The 18859-nt window shown below is 34.0% G+C and carries 16 protein-coding genes; 10 read left to right on the top strand and 6 right to left on the bottom strand.

Annotated elements, in window-relative coordinates; translation table 11 throughout:
• The first annotated feature begins 22 nt into the window (after positions 1-22).
• The 8 genes from PGOND44_RS06020 (at position 23) to bshA (ending at position 9281) form a co-directional block, all read left to right on the top strand.
• Positions 23-1138, top strand: coding sequence for an N-acetylmuramoyl-L-alanine amidase family protein (locus PGOND44_RS06020; RefSeq protein WP_003438415.1), 1116 nt, complete (start codon positions 23-25; stop codon positions 1136-1138).
• Between the two features lie 43 nt (positions 1139-1181).
• Positions 1182-2078 carry an MlaD family protein gene (locus tag PGOND44_RS06025; protein WP_003438417.1) on the top strand — a complete coding sequence of 299 codons (897 nt, stop codon included), beginning with the start codon at positions 1182-1184 and terminating at the stop codon, positions 2076-2078.
• Between the two features lie 37 nt (positions 2079-2115).
• Positions 2116-3456 (top strand): 4Fe-4S dicluster domain-containing protein, encoded by a 1341-nt coding sequence (locus PGOND44_RS06030; protein WP_003438418.1) that lies wholly within the window; start codon positions 2116-2118, stop codon positions 3454-3456.
• 9 nt (positions 3457-3465) lie between these two features.
• Positions 3466-3885, top strand: coding sequence for an LNS2 domain-containing protein (locus PGOND44_RS06035; protein ID WP_003438419.1), 420 nt, complete (start codon positions 3466-3468; stop codon positions 3883-3885).
• Positions 3886-3896: 11 nt separating this feature from the next.
• The gene (locus tag PGOND44_RS06040; RefSeq protein WP_003438420.1) at positions 3897-4688 is read left to right on the top strand and encodes a (Fe-S)-binding protein; all 792 of its coding nucleotides are present in this window, start codon (positions 3897-3899) and stop codon (positions 4686-4688) included.
• Positions 4689-4694: 6 nt separating this feature from the next.
• Positions 4695-5177, top strand: a complete 483-nt coding sequence (locus tag PGOND44_RS06045; protein WP_003438422.1) for a hypothetical protein — start codon at positions 4695-4697, stop codon at positions 5175-5177.
• Positions 5178-5184: 7 nt separating this feature from the next.
• The gene (locus tag PGOND44_RS06050) at positions 5185-8097 is read left to right on the top strand and encodes a glycoside hydrolase family 3 N-terminal domain-containing protein (RefSeq protein WP_040555844.1); all 2913 of its coding nucleotides are present in this window, start codon (positions 5185-5187) and stop codon (positions 8095-8097) included.
• A 65-nt stretch (positions 8098-8162) separates the two neighbouring features.
• Complete coding sequence (bshA, locus tag PGOND44_RS06055) at positions 8163-9281, top strand: N-acetyl-alpha-D-glucosaminyl L-malate synthase BshA (RefSeq protein WP_003438426.1); 1119 nt, start codon at positions 8163-8165, stop codon at positions 9279-9281.
• On the opposite strand, the gene PGOND44_RS06060 is transcribed toward bshA, so the two are convergent.
• The 5 genes from PGOND44_RS06060 to PGOND44_RS06080 form a co-directional block, all read right to left on the bottom strand.
• Positions 9278-10189, bottom strand: coding sequence for a mechanosensitive ion channel family protein (locus tag PGOND44_RS06060; protein ID WP_040555861.1), 912 nt, complete (start codon positions 10187-10189; stop codon positions 9278-9280). The two genes, bshA and PGOND44_RS06060, sit on opposite strands and share 4 nt — an antisense overlap.
• 11 nt (positions 10190-10200) lie before the next feature.
• Positions 10201-10689 carry a Dps family protein gene (locus tag PGOND44_RS06065; protein WP_003438431.1) on the bottom strand — a complete coding sequence of 163 codons (489 nt, stop codon included), beginning with the start codon at positions 10687-10689 and terminating at the stop codon, positions 10201-10203.
• Positions 10690-10722: 33 nt separating this feature from the next.
• On the bottom strand, positions 10723-11211 hold the full coding sequence (locus tag PGOND44_RS06070) for a Dps family protein (protein ID WP_003438433.1): 489 nt from the start codon (positions 11209-11211) through the stop codon (positions 10723-10725).
• Positions 11212-11214: 3 nt separating this feature from the next.
• Entirely contained in the window at positions 11215-11514 is a 300-nt protein-coding gene (locus PGOND44_RS06075; protein WP_003438436.1) for a hypothetical protein, read from the bottom strand.
• A gap of 304 nt (positions 11515-11818) precedes the next feature.
• Complete coding sequence (locus PGOND44_RS06080) at positions 11819-14368, bottom strand: ATP-dependent Clp protease ATP-binding subunit (RefSeq protein WP_003438439.1); 2550 nt, start codon at positions 14366-14368, stop codon at positions 11819-11821.
• A gap of 219 nt (positions 14369-14587) precedes the next feature.
• Here PGOND44_RS06080 and gyrA point away from each other — a divergent pair, with 219 nt between their 5' ends.
• Both gyrA and PGOND44_RS06090 read left to right on the top strand, forming a co-directional pair.
• Positions 14588-17110 (top strand): DNA gyrase subunit A, encoded by a 2523-nt coding sequence (gene gyrA, locus PGOND44_RS06085; RefSeq protein ID WP_003438441.1) that lies wholly within the window; start codon positions 14588-14590, stop codon positions 17108-17110.
• Between the two features lie 39 nt (positions 17111-17149).
• Positions 17150-18418, top strand: a complete 1269-nt coding sequence (locus PGOND44_RS06090; protein WP_003438443.1) for a tetratricopeptide repeat protein — start codon at positions 17150-17152, stop codon at positions 18416-18418.
• A 79-nt stretch (positions 18419-18497) separates the two neighbouring features.
• Here the strand turns inward: PGOND44_RS06090 and hpf are convergent, their stop codons facing one another.
• Positions 18498-18800 (bottom strand): ribosome hibernation-promoting factor, HPF/YfiA family, encoded by a 303-nt coding sequence (hpf, locus tag PGOND44_RS06095; protein WP_003438444.1) that lies wholly within the window; start codon positions 18798-18800, stop codon positions 18498-18500.
• Between the last annotated feature and the right edge of the window lie 59 nt (positions 18801-18859).

Consider the following 18859-nt stretch of genomic DNA (forward strand, 5'->3'; position numbering starts at 1 on the left):
ATCATCATCTATAATCAAATCTATGTTTAGAACTAACTATAGTCTCCAACTAATATTGCTTTGCTTTCTTCTAGTGGCGATACCTATCGACTCTATTTCCCAGTCCAAAAATAAGAAGTTTGTTGTTATACTTGACGCAGGACATGGGGGTAAAGATTCAGGAAATACCGGAAATAATTATTTGGAAAAGGATATAGCCTTAAGTATTGCACTAAAGATCGGTAAACAATTAGAAAAATATGATGACTTACAAGTCATTTATACTAGGAAAAAAGATGTTTTTATTCCACTGGATAAAAGGGCAGAAATCGCTAATAAAGCTTCTGCAGACCTATTTGTTTCGATCCATTGTAACGGCGTAAATAATAGTTCTCCTTCTGGAACTGAAACTTTTGTTTTGGGTCTTCATAGAAACCAAGATAACCTTGAGGTTGCAATGAAAGAAAACTCAGTTATCAAATTTGAAGATAACTATGAAGTTAAATACGATGGCTTTGATCCAGATTCCCCCGAATCTTATATCGGTTTTACTATCATGCAAGAGGAGTTTTTAGATCAAAGTGCCTTACTGGCAGATTTTGTTCAAAAACAATTTCAAAGTACATTGAAAATGAAAAATAGGGGGGTAAAACAGGCTGGTTTTCTTGTCTTAAGAGAGACTTATATGCCAAGTGTACTAATTGAAACTGGATTTTTGACTAATGATGCCGAAGGAGCTTTCTTAAATTCAAATAATGGTCAAGATCAATTGGCCGATGCCATAGTCGATGGGATTAATGATTACAAAAACATTATCAATATTACGGCATTAGAATCAGAACTGAATGAATATAAAGTAAGCTCTAGCGATGTTATTGAAGATTTCGAAGCTATTACTTTTAAAATTCAATTAGCAGCAAGCTCAAGAAAAATAGATCCTAAACCAGAAAATTTTAAGAGACTAAATCCTATAAGTAGAAATCAGGAAAATGATCTTTTCAAGTATTATTTTGGTCAGACTAACAACTATATGAGTGCTCAAACTCTTAAAGATAAAGCTAAAGCTGAAGGGTATACTTCGGCATTTGTTGTTGCTTTTGATTCTACTGGAAACAAAATATCTATAAAAGAAGCTTTGAATACTAGAGTTAACAACTAGTTTTTGATCAAAGTTTACTACATTTGAACTAAATTTAAAGCACTTGAAAAAAGAACTAAAAGTTGGCATTTTAGCCATAGTTGCCGTCGGACTTCTCATTTTTGGTTATAATTTCCTAAAAGGGAATAATGTATTTAGCTCATCTAGAGTTTTTTACGCTGTTTACGATAATGTTGAGGGGCTTAGTGCTTCCGCACCTGTTTCTATTAACGGATTTCAAGTGGGAACCGTTACCGACATTAGCTTTATGAAAAGTGGACAATTGTTGGTAGAAATGAATATCAATAATGATTTTAATTTTTCAAAATCCAGCATAGCCCAAATATACGGAGGGGGACTGATAGGTGGGAAGTCTATGCAGATAGAACTTGATAATACATCCACAGAAGCAGCAAAATCTGGTGACACGCTTCAATCTTCTGTAGAAGAGGGGTTAATTGAGCTGGTGAATGAAAAGCTTACACCTCTAAAAGACAAAATCTCCAATGCTGTAGTTGAAATCGATACCTTATTGACTTCTATTAATTATGTTTTTGATGTTAACACTAGAAATAATTTAAGAAATTCATTCAAGAATTTGAATGAGACATTCACTACCTTGAATCTTTCTACTAAAAAAATTGAAGGCGTCTTAAATTCAAACACCGATAATATTAATTCAACCATTGAAAACTTTAGAACAACATCAGATAATCTGTCAAAAATGTCTGATACCCTCTCTAAAATCGAATTTAATAGAATTGTTCAAAATGCCGATGAAACTCTGTTAAACCTGAAAGAAATTTCAAACAAATTGAAAAATGGCGATGGAAGTTTGGGTAAATTGATGAATGATGATCAGATGTATATCAATTTAGAAAATGCAACCAAAGAACTAGAAGAATTATTAAGTGATATCAAATTGAACCCTAAACGTTATGTTCATTTTTCTATCTGGTAAGAATAACGTTAAATATAAAAATCTCGAAGATTAAATTATGATAGAATATATCCCACAATTTATATTTGTTATTGTTTTAGTAGGAGCGACTTTGTTTTTTGTCAAAAATGTCTCTTCATTAAAGCAAAATATTAACCTAGGTAAAGACGTCGACAGAAAGGATCACAAAGGTTTACGATTCAAGAAGATGATGAAAATTGCTCTTGGTCAATCAAAAATGGTAGTAAGACCTGTAGCTGGAATACTCCATATTATAGTTTATGTTGGATTTATTATCATCAATATTGAGGTGTTAGAAATTATCATTGATGGAGTTGCAGGGACTCATAGAATTTTTTCGTTTTTGGGACCTGTATATGATGTGCTCATTGGAAGCTTCGAAATCTTAGCTTTTCTTGTTTTGGTAAGTGTGATTTTATTTTGGACACGAAGAAACGTCATGAATATAAAACGCTTCCTATCTAAAGAATTGAAAGGCTGGCCTAAAAATGACGCCAATTATATTTTGTATTTTGAAGTGGTTTTGATGGTTTTATTTTTGACTATGAATGCTACTGATTATCAATTGCAGATGCTTGGTGCTCCACATTATGCTAGTGAAGCAGGAATTTCTGGAGCATTTCCTATTAGTCAGTTTTTATTACCACTATTTGATGGCATGAGTGTTGGAACACTTGTCGTCATTGAAAGATCAGCTTGGTGGCTTCATATTGTTGGAATTTTAATTTTCCTTAACTACTTATATTACTCTAAACATCTTCATATATTACTCGCTTTTCCAAACGTATATTTTTCTAATCTAGAAAATTTAGGAAAATTCAAAAATTTGGAGGCGGTTACCAATGAAGTCAAATTGATGATGGATCCTAATGCAGATCCATTTGCTGAGCCAGAAGGTGGAGAAAATGAAGAGGATATCCCAGAAAAATTTGGCGCCAGTGATGTTCAAGATTTAAACTGGTTTCAACTTCTTAGTGCTTATACCTGCACAGAATGTGGTCGATGTACTGCAGAATGTCCTGCGAGTCAAACGGGTAAAAAGCTCTCTCCAAGAAAAATTATGATGGATACAAGAGACCGTCTAGAAGAAGTTGGGAAACAATTGGATAAAGGCGAAGAAATTAATGACGATAAACAATTGCTAGACGGCTATATTTCTAGGGAAGAACTTTGGGCATGTACGACTTGTAATGCTTGCGTAGATGCTTGTCCTATAGGAATAGATCCTTTGTCTATCATTATGGATATGAGACAATATTTAGTGATGGAACAAAGTGCTGCCCCTGTTGAGCTGAATAATGCAATGACAAATATTGAAAATAATTCTGCTCCATGGCCATACAATCAGCAAGATAGGCTGGATTGGGCGAAAGACTAAACTTAGTTTATGACGGACGAATTCAAACATAAAGATTCCAAAGGACAATCCATTAGTCCAAGTTTACCAGATAACGTAAAAAACTATCTGATTGATATTGATGGTACTATTACAGATGATGTTCCTAACGAAGAACCAGAGCGAATGTCAACCTGTAAGCCTTTTCCAGATGCATTGGAAACCATCAACAAATGGTATGACGATGGGCATCAAATTTGCTTTTTTACCTCAAGAACCGAAGATCATAAAGAAGTGACAGCAGATTGGTTAACTAAACACGGGTTTAAATATCATAGTCTATTAATGGGTAAACCAAGAGGTGGAAATTACCATTGGATAGACAATCATATTGTTAAAGCTACACGTTATAAGGGTCATTTTACTGACCTTGTAAATAAAAATGAAATCATACAAGTTTTTAAAGATTAAAAGATAATTATATGAGTGAATCCTTAAATGTGCCAACAATGGCCTCTTATCTAGCAGAAGGAAAACAACCTGAAGTTTTATTTTGGGTAGGCTGTGCTGGAAGTTTTGATGATAGAGCTAAGAAAATCACTAAAGCATTTGTAAAAATCCTGAATAATACTAAGGTCGATTTTGCTGTTCTTGGGACGGAAGAAGGGTGTACAGGAGATCCTGCAAAAAGAGCTGGAAATGAATTTTTATTTCAGATGCAAGCTATGACAAATATTGAGGTTCTAAATGGTTACGATGTACAAAAAATTGTAACGGCATGTCCTCATTGTTTCAATACTTTGAAAAATGAATATCCTGGATTAGGCGGTAACTATGAGGTTATACATCACACTCAATTCTTAAAACAATTATTGAATGAAGGTCGTTTAAAGGTTGAAGGAGGAAAGTTTAAAGGGAAACGCATAACTTATCACGATCCTTGTTATTTGGGTAGAGCCAATGGCGAGTATGAAGCTCCTCGCGATCTGTTAAGAAAGCTTGAGGTAGAATTAATAGAGATGAAATCTTGCAAATCTAAAGGTCTCTGTTGCGGCGCTGGCGGTGCGCAGATGTTTAAAGATGCTGAAAAAGGAGATAAGGAAGTCAACATCCATAGAACAGAACAAGCGGTTGAGACAAAACCCGAGGTCATTGCTGCTGGATGTCCTTTTTGTAATACCATGATGACAGATGGAGTAAAAAATAAAGAAAAGCAAGACGAAATTGAAGTTTTGGATGTTGTAGAAATGATTGCAAATGCAGATGATTTATAAAATAGTATGGTAGTAGATTTTAAAGAGTTACCAAGTTCTTCAAGAGTTTGGGTGTTTCAAGCGAATAGAGGGTTTAGTGAAGATGAATTAAACGAAATAAAGCCAAAAATTGATGACTTTCTAGAACAATGGACTGTTCACGGCCAATCTCTTCAAGCTGGTTATGAGATAAGGTATAATCGATTTATTGTTTTGGGTTTAGATGAGTCTCAAGCTAATGCTAGCGGTTGTTCCATAGATGCATCTGTTCATTTTATTCAAAGCCTCGAAAAAGAATATAACGTTGATTTACTCGATAAGATGAACGTAAGTTTTAAAAACGGTGAGTTTGTGGCTTACAAACAACTTATCGACTTTAAAAAAATGGTAAAACAAAAAGCAGTATCACCAACTACTATTGTTTTCAACAATCTAGTGAATACAAAATCAGAGTATGAAGAATTTTGGGAAGTGCCTATGACTGAAAGCTGGCATAGCCGTTTATTATAGATAATATATGAGTTCACAAATCAATTTTAAAGTCGTCATTATGATGGCTTTTTTTTCATCTTATAGTCTTTTCTCTCAAAGCAGCTTATTTGCAGAAGATCTTATTGCTCAAAGGCAATGGGTAGATTCCATTTATTCTAATTTATCTCTTGAGGAGAAAATTGGTCAGCTATTTATGATAGATGTTTTCACAAGTAGGTCTGATTCAGAACTTGAAAGTCTTGAAAGTTTAATAAAATCCAATCATGTTGGAGGGGTTATATTTTCTAAAGGAAATCCTTATCGACAAGCCCAACTCACCAATAAAATACAAACTGAAAATAAGATTCCCTTACTTGTAGGTATGGATGCGGAATGGGGACTAGCAATGAGACTAGACTCTACCTATGCTTTCCCTTGGAATATGACTCTTGGAGCTATACAAGATACCTCTATAGTGAGAAAAGTAGGACAGCAAATAGGAAAGCATAGCAAAAGACTTGGTGTTCATATCAATTTTGCTCCGGTGGCAGATATCAATACAAATCCTAAAAATCCAATTATTGGTAACCGCTCGTTCGGTGAAACCAAAGATATTGTTATTTCTCATTCGGTGGCTTTGATGAAAGGGATGCATGAGGCTGGAATATTGTCTAGTGCAAAACATTTCCCTGGGCATGGTGATACAGAACAGGACTCTCACAAAACACTACCTAGTATTGGTTTCTCAGAAAAGCGAATTAGAGATATTGAATTAAAGCCCTTTCAAGCATTGATAGATGAAGGGGTGAGTAGTGTAATGGTAGCTCATCTCAATATACCAAGTCTTGAAAGCCAAAAGAATCTTCCTTCATCGTTATCATCAAAAATTGTCTCAGACTTATTGAAAGAAGAGCTCGGCTTCAATGGACTTATAATTACAGATGCTCTAAACATGAAAGGGGTAAGTAATAGTTCTACTCCTGGGGAAGTAGATATGCAAGCCTTTAAGGCAGGAAGTGATATTTTATTGATTTCTGAAGATATTCCTAAGGCTATTAATATTATAAAAGAAGCAGTTTTAAAAGGAGATATAACAAACAAAAGACTTGCCGCTTCGGTTAAGAAGATATTATATGCTAAATATAAAGTAGGTTTAAATTCATTTAAGCCGATAGAAACCGATCAGTTAACAGAAGAATTAAATTCAGAAGAAAATGACGCAGTATATCAAGAGGCCATTCAAAACGCAACTACGGTCATAAAAAACGATCTTGGCATACTTCCTATTAACGATATAGACCATCAAACCTATGCTTATATAGCTCTTGGAGATGCTTCTGGAGATGAGTTTTTTAAAACGATGAATCAATACGCTAGAGTTGATAAAATTGATGTTACCAAAACCAACATAGATTTGAATCAATTTTCAGACTACGACCAAATAATTATTGGGTTTCATAAATCTGATGCCAATCCTTGGGCAGATTACAAATTTTCTCCTTTTGAAATTGAGTTGATAAAATCTATTTCTCAAGACTATAAAACAATTTTAGTCAACTTTACCAGACCTTATAGCTTGTTGCAATTGAAGAATTATATCAATATTGATGCAATTGTACAAGCCTATCAAAACAGTACAATCGCTCAGCAGGTAGTAGGTCAGCAATTATTTGGAGCCATTGATTTTAAGGGGAAGCTCCCCGTAAGCATCACTTCTGCATTCCCAGTAGGAACGGGTTATAAATTGAAGTCTAATGGCAGACTCGGCTATGATTATCCAGAAAACCAAGGCTTTAATGCCGAGTTGGTCTCGAAAATAGATTCTATTGCGGCCTATACTTTACAGGAAAAAATGACACCTGGAATGCAAATTTTAATTGCACGTAAAGGAAAGGTGATTTACAATAAGAATTTTGGATATCATACCTACGACAAAAAAATTAAAGTTGAAGATGATGATGTTTATGATTTAGCTTCTCTTACTAAGATTTTGACCACTTTGCCTATTCTTATGACTTTTGAAGAAAGCAACAAGATCGATTTAAAATCCAAGTTACATGAACTTTTACCAGAACTTGCTGCCTCTAATAAAGCCAACATAACTGTTTTGGAAATGCTATCTCACTATGCAAAGCTCAAAGCTTGGATTCCTTTTTATAAAGAAACCTTAGAGGATAAGTCTAAATACTACGCTACAGAATTTTCAAAAAAATTCAGTGTTAAAGTAGCAGAAAACATGTATTTGAGAACCGATTATCAAGATTTGATTTACGCAAGAATTGTTGAAAGTGATTTAAGAGATTCATTAGAATACAAGTATTCTGATCTTCCTTATTATTTTTTAAAGAAATATATTGAAGAACAGTCTGATTCCTCATTAGATGAAATAGCTGAAAATTATTTCTATAAGCCAATGCGGTTATCTCATTTGAAATTCTATCCGCTGAACCATTTTGAAAAAAATAAAATTGTTCCTACTGAATTTGATACGGAGTGGAGAAATGAATTAATTCACGGTAGAGTTCATGATCAAGGTGCTGCTATGCTTGGAGGAGTAGGAGGGCATGCTGGCTTATTTGGCAATGCCACTGATGTTGCAAAATTTATGCAACTTTATCTCAATGGAGGGAGTTATGGCGGTAAGCGGTTTTTTAATGCTGAAACCATGAACAAATTCAACACCTGTTATTACTGTGAGAAGGATGTGAGAAGAGGCGTAGGTTTTGATAAACCACAATTGGACGAGATTGGCCCAACTTGTGGATGCTTATCGATGTCAAGTTTCGGCCATTCTGGTTTTACAGGTACTTATGCCTGGGCAGATCCTGAGGAAGAAATTATTTATGTTTTTTTGTCCAACAGGATTCATCCTGTGTCGTCCAACACTAAACTTATAGATGAAGACATTCGAACCAAAATACAGGGCTTTATTTACGAAAGCTTATTCAAAGGAAATTAAATTGAGATTAGTTTAAGAGTAAATTCAAATCGTAACTTCTACTTTTGAAGTCATAAAATATATAGATGAAAATAGCTATAGTATGTTATCCTACCTTCGGGGGGAGTGGAGTAGTTGCTACCGAATTAGGAATTTCATTATCCAAAAGAGGCCATGAAATTCATTTCGTAACTTATAAACAGCCAGTAAGACTAGAATACTTAAGTAATAATATTCTCTACCATGAAGTTTTGGTTCCAGAATACCCTTTGTTTCATTACCAGCCTTACGAATTGGCCTTATCCAGTAAATTAGTTACAGTAGTAAAAAATCATAAAATAGATGTTCTGCACGTTCACTATGCTATTCCTCATGCTTATGCTGGATTTATGGCACAGCAAATGCTCGCTGAAGAAGGCATAAGCCTTCCTATGATGACGACCTTACACGGTACAGATATAACTTTGGTGGGAAGTCATTCTTTTTATAAACCTGCAGTTAACTTCAGTATCAATAGAAGTGATGTGGTTACCTCAGTGTCAGAGAGCTTAAAAAAAGATACACTCGATATTTTTGATATTAAAAAAGATATCAAAGTAGTTCCAAACTTTATAGATATATCAAATCTCAACGATAGTTTTGAGGACTGTCAAAGAGAGTTATTTGCCCATGAAGATGAGAAAGTAATTACCCACGTAAGTAATCTACGGCAGGTGAAACGCATCGATCACGTCATTCAAATATTTCATAAAATACAATCTAAAGTTAAGTCAAAGCTTATTATTATAGGTGATGGTCCTGAGCGAGAAATGGCTTCAAATTTAGCTAGAGAGTTAGGCGTTAGAGATAGAGTAATGTTTCTTGGAAGAAGCAATGAGGTTGAAAAAATATTATGCTATTCAGATTTATTTTTATTGCCTTCAGAAAAAGAAAGTTTTGGACTTGCCGCACTAGAAGCTATGGCTCATAGAGTTCCTGTTATCTCTACTAATGCAGGGGGGCTTTCCGAGGTAAACATTGATGGAGTTTCTGGCTACTTGAGCGATGTTGGCGATGTTGAAGGTATGGCCTTAAACGGTATTAAAATACTTTCCAATGAAAACACTCTAGAACAATTTAAAAAAGGAGCTAGATCAAGTGCTGAAAAGTTTGATGTAAAAGCGATTGTTAGCCAGTATGAAGATCTATACAAGCAAATGATTTAATCTCTTGCATCACGAATATCTAGTGTCTCAGATCTGAATTTATTTTTTCCAAAATCCAAAGTTCGTATTGGGAATGGTATGTTGATATTTTGCTCATTATAAGCTTCTTTAATCGCTAAAATAGCAGCATGCTGAGCCTTATAAACGTCTGCTTGATTGGTGACATCTGTCCAAAATCTTATGATATAATTGATAGAGCTGCTACCAAATTCAGTGTAGAAAAATTGAATGCTTTCTCCAGGAAGTTGCTCAAACTTGGCTTTAATAGCATTTTCTGTAATTTCCTGAACTTTTGGTAAATCACTTTCATAGCCTACTCCACAGCTTAAAATAACTCTACCCCGTGGTGTACGACTGAAATTTTTAAAAGGGGTATCTACAATTTTTGAGTTGGGTATGACGACCAAATTATAATCTACAGTTTGAATAATGACACTTCTAAGATTGATATCTACGACAAATCCGCTGTAATCATTGGTTTCTACCCAGTCACCAATTTGTAATTTGGGTATAAAACTAATAATGACTCCTGCGAAAGTATTATGCAAGGTGCCTTGAAGTGCAAAACCTACAGCTAAACCAACAACCCCAGCAGCTCCCAATATTGAAGTAAGAACTGTATTGAGGTTAAGTATTCCTAGAGATAAAAATAAACCTAATAAGATAATAGCAACCTTAAAAACCTTAACTGAAACAGTCCTTATCGAATCTTGTGCACTGCTTTTTCTGAATATTCTATCAACTAGTTTACTGGAATATTTAGCAAAAATGACAAAAAGAATAAAAACAACTACAGCCAATATAAAATTGGGTAGATTTATTACTAATGAATCTACCCAATCATAAACTTTAGTTGTCAATTCAGACCACGCTTTTTCCGTATTTTCTACAACTTCTGAATTTTGCATGTATATATTTCTTAAGCGTGCTGCTTTTCTTCTGTCTTCATAATCCAAGCATCTAACATCCAACTTGTTTTTTCAAGCTCTCTTATGTAAGCTCCCACCAAATCAATAGTTCCTTCATCATCATTTTTATCTGCAGAATCAACTACATTTCTCATTTGATTGATAATCGTACCATGATCTTCAAGTAAAGCACTTACCATTTCATGATCTTGAATATTTGAAGAAGCTTCTTTCAAATTCGACAAGTCCAGATAATCTGTAAAATTACTTTTAGGTTGAAATCTTAATGTTAATATACGTTCTGCGATTTCATCTATTTTCACTTTGGCTTCATTGTACATATCTTCAAATTGAACATGAAGATCAAAGAAATTTTGGCCAGTTACATTCCAGTGAAAATTTCTCAGTTTTTGGTAGTACATGTGATAGTCTGCCAACAACACATTAAGTTCTTTTACTGTGTCTTTGGTTTTATTTTTATCTAAATTTAAGTAACTCATAAATTAAATTTTAATTTTTAAATTAATATTTACTTACGCATTTCTTTTTTCACCTAGTTTCATATTCCAAGCATCTAGCATCCAACTTGTTTTCTCTAATTCTCTAATGTAAGCACCAATTAGATCTATAGTACCTTCATCTCCATTAGCATCTGCTACTTCTGTAGTTTTTCTCATTTGCTTAATGATAGTTCCGTGATCATCAAGAAGATTGGTTACCATTTCCTTATCTGTGACATCGGAAGATGACTCTTTGATGTTTGATAACTTAAGATAAGTAGTCAAATTACTTTCTGGTTGAAATCTTAACGTTAGTATACGTTCAGCAATTTCATCTATCTTCAACTTAGCATCATCGTACATTTCTTCAAACTGTTGGTGTAAATCGAAGAAATTTTGACCCACAATATTCCAATGATAGTTTCTTAATTTTTGATAGTATAATTGATAATCAGATAAAAGAATGTTTAATTCTCTTACAGTGTCTTTAGTTTTTGATTTATCTAAATTTAAGTAATTCATAGTTTATTTGATTTTTAATTTATTCAACATTTTTTTCGAGACCTGTCCACTTGTAACGCCGTATCCATCTACTAACATGCCTTTATGACCGTCAGCAGTTGTTATAGCGTAAAGTATAGAATTATCTCCGGGGTTTGACATACCTTCGAATCTGAAATATTCATCAACTTCAAATTCTTCAATCGGATACGTTTTTTTCTTGTTTTTATTTTCAAGATGTTCATCTAGAAGATTTAAATCTTCAGTATAACCATTATCTCTTAAAACATTCATGGTTTGTGAAAGTGTATCTTTATGCTCCATTTTATTACGCTTTTTGTTAAAAGTAAAGCTAATCCAACATCATGACAAAAATATACAATCGTTTAATCAATATTTAACTATTAACTTTTCTTATTGTTGTCTTTGGTATAATAAAATAAACCTAATGGAAAACTAAGTAATAAAAATATGAATTGCCTTGTGATAATTCCATAAAGAGTTATTAAAGCAGCTATAATATATATCCAAGTTGTTTTTGTTACTTTCATAGTGTCAACAATAATACTATCTAATAGGTATTAATAAAAAGAGCTTCCTTTTAAAGAAGCTCTTTTGTACTATAAGTCTAGGATTCCTTATCTGCTGTTTTTTGGACTTCGATAACTAACTCATTTTTTTCTTTATCTAGATCCATATACAGGGTGTCACCTTCAGTTATTGAAGAATTGATAATCTTCTCTGCTAAGGCATCTTCTATATATTTTTGGATGGCTCTATTCAAAGGTCTTGCACCATACTGTCTATCAAATCCTTTATCAGCTATATAATCTTTAGCCTCTTCGCTCAATGAAAATTGATATCCAACATCATTAATTCGCTCAAAGAGTCTTCCCAATTCAATATTGATAATTTTTTTGATATCCTCTTTTTCTAAAGCATTAAAGATAACCACATCATCAACACGGTTTAAGAATTCTGGGGCAAAAGCTTTTTTCAAGGCTCCTTCAATTACCTTTTTAGTATTATCATCTTCTTGTTGTTGTTGTGATTTTGTTCCAAATCCAACTCCAGTTCCAAAGTCTTTAAGCTTTCTAGCCCCAACATTGGAAGTCATGATAATAATAGTATTTCTAAAATCTACTTTGCGACCTAAACTGTCTGTTAGATGACCGTCATCCAACACTTGTAGCAACATGTTAAAGACATCAGGATGTGCTTTTTCAACTTCATCCAATAGAATAACTGCATAAGGTTTCCTTCTTACCTTTTCTGTAAGTTGTCCGCCTTCCTCATAGCCCACGTACCCTGGAGGTGCTCCTATAAGTCTTGAGACTGCAAATTTTTCCATGTATTCACTCATGTCAAGTCTAATGAGTGCATCGTCATTATCAAACAACTCTCTAGCAAGGACTTTAGCAAGTTGCGTTTTACCTACTCCTGTTTGGCCTAGAAATATAAAGGAACCAATAGGTCTATTGGGATCTTTCAATCCTGCGCGGTTACGCTGTATTGCTTTTACTATTTTTGTTACAGCTTCACTCTGTCCAATGACTTTATTTTTAATTGTCTCTGGTAATTGAGCTAGCTTATTACCTTCAGTTCTAGCAATACGATTTACCGGAATACCAGTCATCATGGAAACCACATCGGCGATGTGATCTTCTGTCACTGTTTCCTTATTTTCTTTAGAATCTTTTTCCCAGTCTTCTTGAGCTTGCTCCAATTCATTTTCGATGCGTTTTTCGTCGTCTCTTAGTTTTGCAGCCTCTTCATATTTCTGTTTTTTGACTACAGAATTTTTTTCTTCTCGAATTTCTTCTAGTTCTTTTTCAAGCTCTAAAATTCGTTTTGGAACATTGATATTTGTGATATGGACGCGACTCCCTGCTTCATCCAAAGCATCTATGGCTTTATCTGGCAAGAATCTGTCTGTCATATATCTATTGGTCAAGGTCACACAAGATTTTATAGCCTCGTCTGTATAAATAACATTGTGGTGATCTTCGTATTTATCCTTGATATTATTAAGAATTTCGATAGTTTCATCGATAGAAGTAGGCTCTACGATTATCTTTTGAAATCTTCTTTCTAAAGCACCATCTTTTTCAATATGTTGTCTGTATTCATCTAGAGTTGTAGCACCTATACATTGTATTTCTCCTCTGGCTAAAGCAGGTTTAAACATATTACTTGCATCAAGGCTTCCCGTAGCTCCACCAGCACCAACTATAGTATGAATTTCATCTATAAAAAGAATGATATCCTCGTTCTTTTCTAACTCATTCATTACAGCTTTCATTCTTTCTTCGAATTGGCCTCTATATTTAGTACCCGCTACTAAACTTGCAAGATCTAACGTCACTACTCTTTTGTCGTAGAGAATTCTAGAAACTTTTCTTTGTATAATTCTAAGGGCTAGACCTTCTGCAATGGCGCTTTTACCAACACCAGGTTCACCTATAAGGAGTGGATTGTTTTTCTTTCTTCTACTTAATATTTGAGAAACTCTCTCTATTTCCTTTTCACGACCTACAACAGGGTCTAATTTTCCCTCTTGGGCCATTTCTGTTAAGTCACGACCAAAATTATCTAAAACTGGTGTTTTAGATTTTTTAGCAGATTTACCTTTGTTATTACCATTTCCACCCAAAGACTCTCTTCCTGAGTCTCCAGCAGCAGAAGCATCATCTTGAAATGCATCTGAAGGGGTGTCTAAATAATCGCCATCTTGAGTAATCATCGCTTTAAATTCTTCTTTAACGTTATCATAATCCACCTTTAATTTATTCAAAAGCTTAGTCGTTGGGTCATTTTCATTTCTGAGAATACACAATAACAAATGCGCAGTATTTATAGAAGAACTTTGAAAAAGTTTGGCCTCAAGAAATGTAGTTTTAAGGGCTCTTTCTGCTTGTCTAGTTAAATGTAAATTCTTTTTTTCCTGAGATATATCTGTGTTGGTATGATCTGAAGGATTTAAAATTTCAACTTTTCTTCTCAGCAGTTCCAAATCAACATTCATAGCATCCAATATATTTATAGCTTTTCCGCTACCGTCACGAAGTAAACCAAGCATCAAATGTTCGGTTCCTATAAAATCGTGTCCCAAGCGTAATGCTTCTTCCTTACTGTAGGCTATTACTTCTTTCACTTTTGGTGAGAAATTATCATCCATAGTCTTTGTGTTTATTAGACATTGACTCAAAAATAATACCTTATTCTCGATATATGCCATCTCAATAGTGAAAATCTTATTAAATATCCTTTTAAAAAAAAGATGTAATTCAACTTTTATAGTCTTTAAGGATATAATAGGTTTTGTATATTTGCTCATTACCAAGCAAAACTAAGTTTTGTAAAAATAGAGTATTATTATTAATTAAAACAGTTTTAAATGGCAAACGGTGAGCAGCTAATACCCATAAATATTGAGGATGAAATGAAAACAGCTTACATCGATTATTCGATGTCTGTTATTGTTTCTAGAGCACTTCCAGATGTGAGAGATGGCTTGAAACCCGTACATAGAAGAGTTTTATTTGGCATGCAAGAGCTAGGTATATTTTCTAATAAATCTCACAAAAAATCTGCGAGAATCGTTGGTGAAGTTTTAGGTAAGTATCACCCACACGGTGATACCTCAGTTTACGATGCCATGGTGAGGATGGCGCAAGAATGGAGCATGCGTTATCAACTTGTAGATGGTCAAGGTAACTTTGGTTCTGTAGATGGCGATAGTCCTGCTGCTATGCGTTATACGGAAGCTAGAATGAAGAAGATCAGCGAAGAGATGTTGGCTGATATCGAAAAGGAAACCGTTGATTTTGTGCTCAATTTCGATGATACCATAGAAGAACCAACAGTTCTTCCAACCAGAGTACCTAATCTCTTAGTAAACGGAGCCAGTGGTATTGCTGTTGGTATGGCCACTAACATGGCACCTCACAATTTATCTGAAGTAATTAACGGTGTTAATGCTTACATAGACAATAGAGATATTGAGATAGAAGAGCTCATGACTCATATTAAAGCCCCTGATTTTCCTACTGGTGGAATTATATATGGCTATGAAGGTGTTAGAGATGCCTTTATGACAGGTAGAGGAAGAGTTGTCATGCGAGCTAAGTCTTCTGTAGAAGAAGTTAATGGAAAAGAATCTTTAATAATAACTGAAATTCCTTATCAAGTCAATAAAGCAGACATGATTAAAAAAACTGCTGATTTGGTTAACGATAAAAAAATAGAAGGAATATCTTTAATTAGAGACGAGTCGGACAGAAATGGAATGCGTATCGTTTATATCTTGAAAAAAGACGCACTTCCAAATGTTGTTTTAAATACACTTTTTAAACACACAGCATTACAATCTACTTTCAGTGTCAATAATATTGCACTAGTTAAGGGAAGGCCACAGATGCTTAATTTAAAAGATATCATTTATAATTTTGTTGAGCATAGACATGAAGTGGTCATCAGAAGAACAAAATATTTACTCAGAAAAGCAGAAGAAAGAGCTCATATTTTAGAAGGTCTAATTATAGCTTCAGATCATATTGATGAAGTTATTGCTTTGATTCGTGGTTCTCAAAATGCTGAAGAAGCTAGAGAAAAGTTAATTGAGCGTTTCCAACTCAGTGAAATACAATCTAAAGCTATCGTTGAAATGCGCTTAAGACAACTTACCGGCCTTGAGCAAGATAAGTTAAGATCTGAGTATGACGAATTGATGATAACAATTGAAGATTTAAAAGATATTTTATCCAGTGAGGATCGTAGAATGGAAATCATCCAAACTGAACTTCTTGAAATAAAAGAAAAGTATGGTGATGATCGCCGATCAGAAATCAACATGGTTGGTGGAGATTTTAGTATGGAAGACATGATTCCTAACGAAAGTGTTGTTCTTACCATATCACATGCTGGGTACATTAAAAGAACACCTTTAAAGGAATACAAAATACAGAATAGAGGCGGAGTAGGTCAAAAAGCATCTACAACACGTGATGAAGATTTTCTAGAATATATATTTTCTGGAACAAACCACCAATATATTCTTTTCTTCACTCAAAAAGGAAAATGTTTCTGGATGCGAGTTTTTGAAATTCCTGAGGGAAGTAAAACCAGTAAAGGTAGAGCTATTCAAAATCTTATGAATCTCGATCCAGATGATAGAATTAATGCCTTCATTTTGGTTGAAAATCTTTCAGATGAAGATTATATCAACAACCATTATGTATTAATGGTCACTAAGAAAGGTCAAGTTAAGAAAACCATCTTGGAGCAATATTCAAGACCTAGAGTTAATGGAATAAATGCTATATCCATTAAAGATGGAGATGAATTATTATCTGCGGTACTAACAGACGGTGAAAATCAGGTTATGTTAGGCTTAAGAAGTGGTAAAGCTCTTCGCTTTGAAGAAAAACACATTAGACCAATGGGAAGAGGAGCCGCTGGAGTTAAAGGCATAACCCTAGCTTCAGACAAAGATGAAGTTATTGGTATGATTTGTGTAAAAAATCCTCAAGATGAAACGGTTTTAGTTGTTTCTGAAAAAGGATATGGTAAGCGAACCTTTATTGACGATGTAGATGGAGAGCCGGTTTACAGAATTACTAACAGAGGAGGTAAGGGTGTGAAAACTATTTCTATCTCTGAAAAAACAGGAAAGTTAGTAGCTATGAAGACTGTACATGACGAGGATGATTTAATGATCATTAAGAAATCTGGAGTTGCCATACGTATGTCGGTTTCAGATATAAGAACAATGGGAAGATCCACCCAAGGCGTTAGACTCATTTCCTTAAAAGGAAATGATGAAATAGCTGCAGTAGCAAAAATCGTCAATGAAGATGAAGATGAAACCGAGATCGATGATGATTTGGATGTTACAAATGAAGAAACTACTGAAGAATAATATTAAAATTTAACACTTAACACTAAATAGATAAATACAATGAAAAAGTCAATTTTAGCAGTAGCCTTAATAGGTGCAACAAGCTTGAGCTTTTCACAAAGAGGTGAAATACGAGATGCTGAAAGCGCAGTAGAAGACAAAAATTTCAAAGAAGCCCTTACTCAGTTAGACATAGCGAAACCTCTATTGGCTGATGAGAAAGATAAGTGGGTGGTGCGCTACCATTTAGCAAAAGCTAAAACTCATGGTAATTTGGCCTCAACAAAATCTGGGGATGAAATGATATCTGACATGGATACTGCTTTAAAGTCAGTAGAGTCAGTATTGGCCATGGAAAATGATAATGAAGAAGCTTTAGCTTATCAAAATAAATTGAGACAAACAATGGTTCAAACCGCTATTGATGGTCAAGGCAATGGTAATTATGATATGGCTGAAAAGCTGCTCTACAAAACTTATGAATTAGATAGAAACGATACGGTAATGTTATATTATGCAGCATCAGCTGCTGTAAATGGTAAAATTTACGACAAAGCTCTAAGTCATTATCAAAAACTGTTGGATATTGGGTTTGACGGTTCAACCGAGCAGTTTATAGCTATAAATAAAGAAACAGGAGAAGAAGAGATTTTTGAATCCAAAAACATGAGAGACATTTCTGTAAAGACTGGGGAGTATTCAGACCCTAGTCAAAAGAAAACACCTTCTTTAACTGGTGAAATTGCTAAAAACATCACTCTTATTTATATACAAGAAGATCAGCCGGATAAGGCTCTTGAAGCTATTAAAAAAGCTAAAGAGGAAAACCCTGATGATGTTAGTTTACTACAAGCAGAAGCTGATCTTTATTACAGAATTGGAAAAATTGATAAGTATGACGAAATGATGAAACAGGTTGTGAAAATGGATCCTGAAAACCCATCACTTTATTATAATCTTGGTGTAGCATCAGAACAGTTAGGAGATGAAAAATCTTCTAAAGAGTACTACAAAAAGGCTATAGAATTAGATTCTGAAATGGTAAATGCCTATATTAACTTAGCTGCTCTTACATTAAACAAGGAGAGAGACATTGTTGAAGAAATGAATAGTTTAGGAAATTCTAGAGCAGATAATAAAAAGTACCAAGAGCTTAATGAACAAAAAAAACAATTTTATAAAGATGCTTTGCCATATTTAGAAAAAGCATCAGAATTGGATCCAAAGAATATGAGTGCTCTTCAAACTAAGTTGAATATTTATTACCAGCTTGAAATGAATGAAAAGGCAAAAGCATTGCAGGAAAAAATCAATTCTTTACAAGAATAATAATTTCTTAATTTTTTTATACAAATAAGCCGAGTGTTATAACACTCGGCTTATTTATTTAGTGATTTATCTAATAGAATTAGTGTGAAGACATTTTTTCTTTCTTTTTCTGAAGTTGTCTTTTTACATCTTCAATCGTATTGGTAATGGCAACTTCAAATCCTTTCTCATTAGAGGATGCAAATAAATTTTGTCCTGGTGCACTTAATTTGATTTCGCAAATCATACCCGTTTCAGGGCTTGATGTGTTTTCTGTTTTGAAAAAAACTTCAGCTCTCACAATCCAGTCATACCTATCCTGAAGTTTTTCCAGTTTTTTAGTCACTAAGCCTTCTAGCCGTTCACTTGCCGTAACATGTACGTAATTAAAATTGATGTTCATAATTTTTAATTTTAATAATCTATTATACAGTTTTATTACAAAGAGTGTAAGCTTTGTAA

The organism is Psychroflexus gondwanensis ACAM 44, from assembly GCF_000355905.1.
GTDB classification, from domain to species: domain Bacteria; phylum Bacteroidota; class Bacteroidia; order Flavobacteriales; family Flavobacteriaceae; genus Psychroflexus; species Psychroflexus gondwanensis.

What these genes read in the sequence shown, in the direction of transcription:
- PGOND44_RS06020 (WP_003438415.1), top strand. Translation starts at nt 23, where the DNA reads ATGTTTAGAACTAACTATAGTCTCCAACTAATATTGCTTTGCTTTCTT.
- PGOND44_RS06030 (WP_003438418.1), top strand. Translation starts at nt 2,116, where the DNA reads ATGATAGAATATATCCCACAATTTATATTTGTTATTGTTTTAGTAGGA.
- PGOND44_RS06035 (WP_003438419.1), top strand. Translation starts at nt 3,466, where the DNA reads ATGACGGACGAATTCAAACATAAAGATTCCAAAGGACAATCCATTAGT.
- PGOND44_RS06040 (WP_003438420.1), top strand. Translation starts at nt 3,897, where the DNA reads ATGAGTGAATCCTTAAATGTGCCAACAATGGCCTCTTATCTAGCAGAA.
- PGOND44_RS06045 (WP_003438422.1), top strand. Translation starts at nt 4,695, where the DNA reads ATGGTAGTAGATTTTAAAGAGTTACCAAGTTCTTCAAGAGTTTGGGTG.
- PGOND44_RS06050 (WP_040555844.1), top strand. Translation starts at nt 5,185, where the DNA reads ATGAGTTCACAAATCAATTTTAAAGTCGTCATTATGATGGCTTTTTTT.
- bshA (WP_003438426.1), top strand. Translation starts at nt 8,163, where the DNA reads ATGAAAATAGCTATAGTATGTTATCCTACCTTCGGGGGGAGTGGAGTA.
- PGOND44_RS06060 (WP_040555861.1), bottom strand. Translation starts at nt 10,189, where the DNA reads ATGCAAAATTCAGAAGTTGTAGAAAATACGGAAAAAGCGTGGTCTGAA.
- PGOND44_RS06065 (WP_003438431.1), bottom strand. Translation starts at nt 10,689, where the DNA reads ATGAGTTACTTAAATTTAGATAAAAATAAAACCAAAGACACAGTAAAA.
- PGOND44_RS06070 (WP_003438433.1), bottom strand. Translation starts at nt 11,211, where the DNA reads ATGAATTACTTAAATTTAGATAAATCAAAAACTAAAGACACTGTAAGA.
- PGOND44_RS06075 (WP_003438436.1), bottom strand. Translation starts at nt 11,514, where the DNA reads ATGGAGCATAAAGATACACTTTCACAAACCATGAATGTTTTAAGAGAT.
- PGOND44_RS06080 (WP_003438439.1), bottom strand. Translation starts at nt 14,368, where the DNA reads ATGGATGATAATTTCTCACCAAAAGTGAAAGAAGTAATAGCCTACAGT.
- gyrA (WP_003438441.1), top strand. Translation starts at nt 14,588, where the DNA reads ATGGCAAACGGTGAGCAGCTAATACCCATAAATATTGAGGATGAAATG.
- PGOND44_RS06090 (WP_003438443.1), top strand. Translation starts at nt 17,150, where the DNA reads ATGAAAAAGTCAATTTTAGCAGTAGCCTTAATAGGTGCAACAAGCTTG.
- hpf (WP_003438444.1), bottom strand. Translation starts at nt 18,800, where the DNA reads ATGAACATCAATTTTAATTACGTACATGTTACGGCAAGTGAACGGCTA.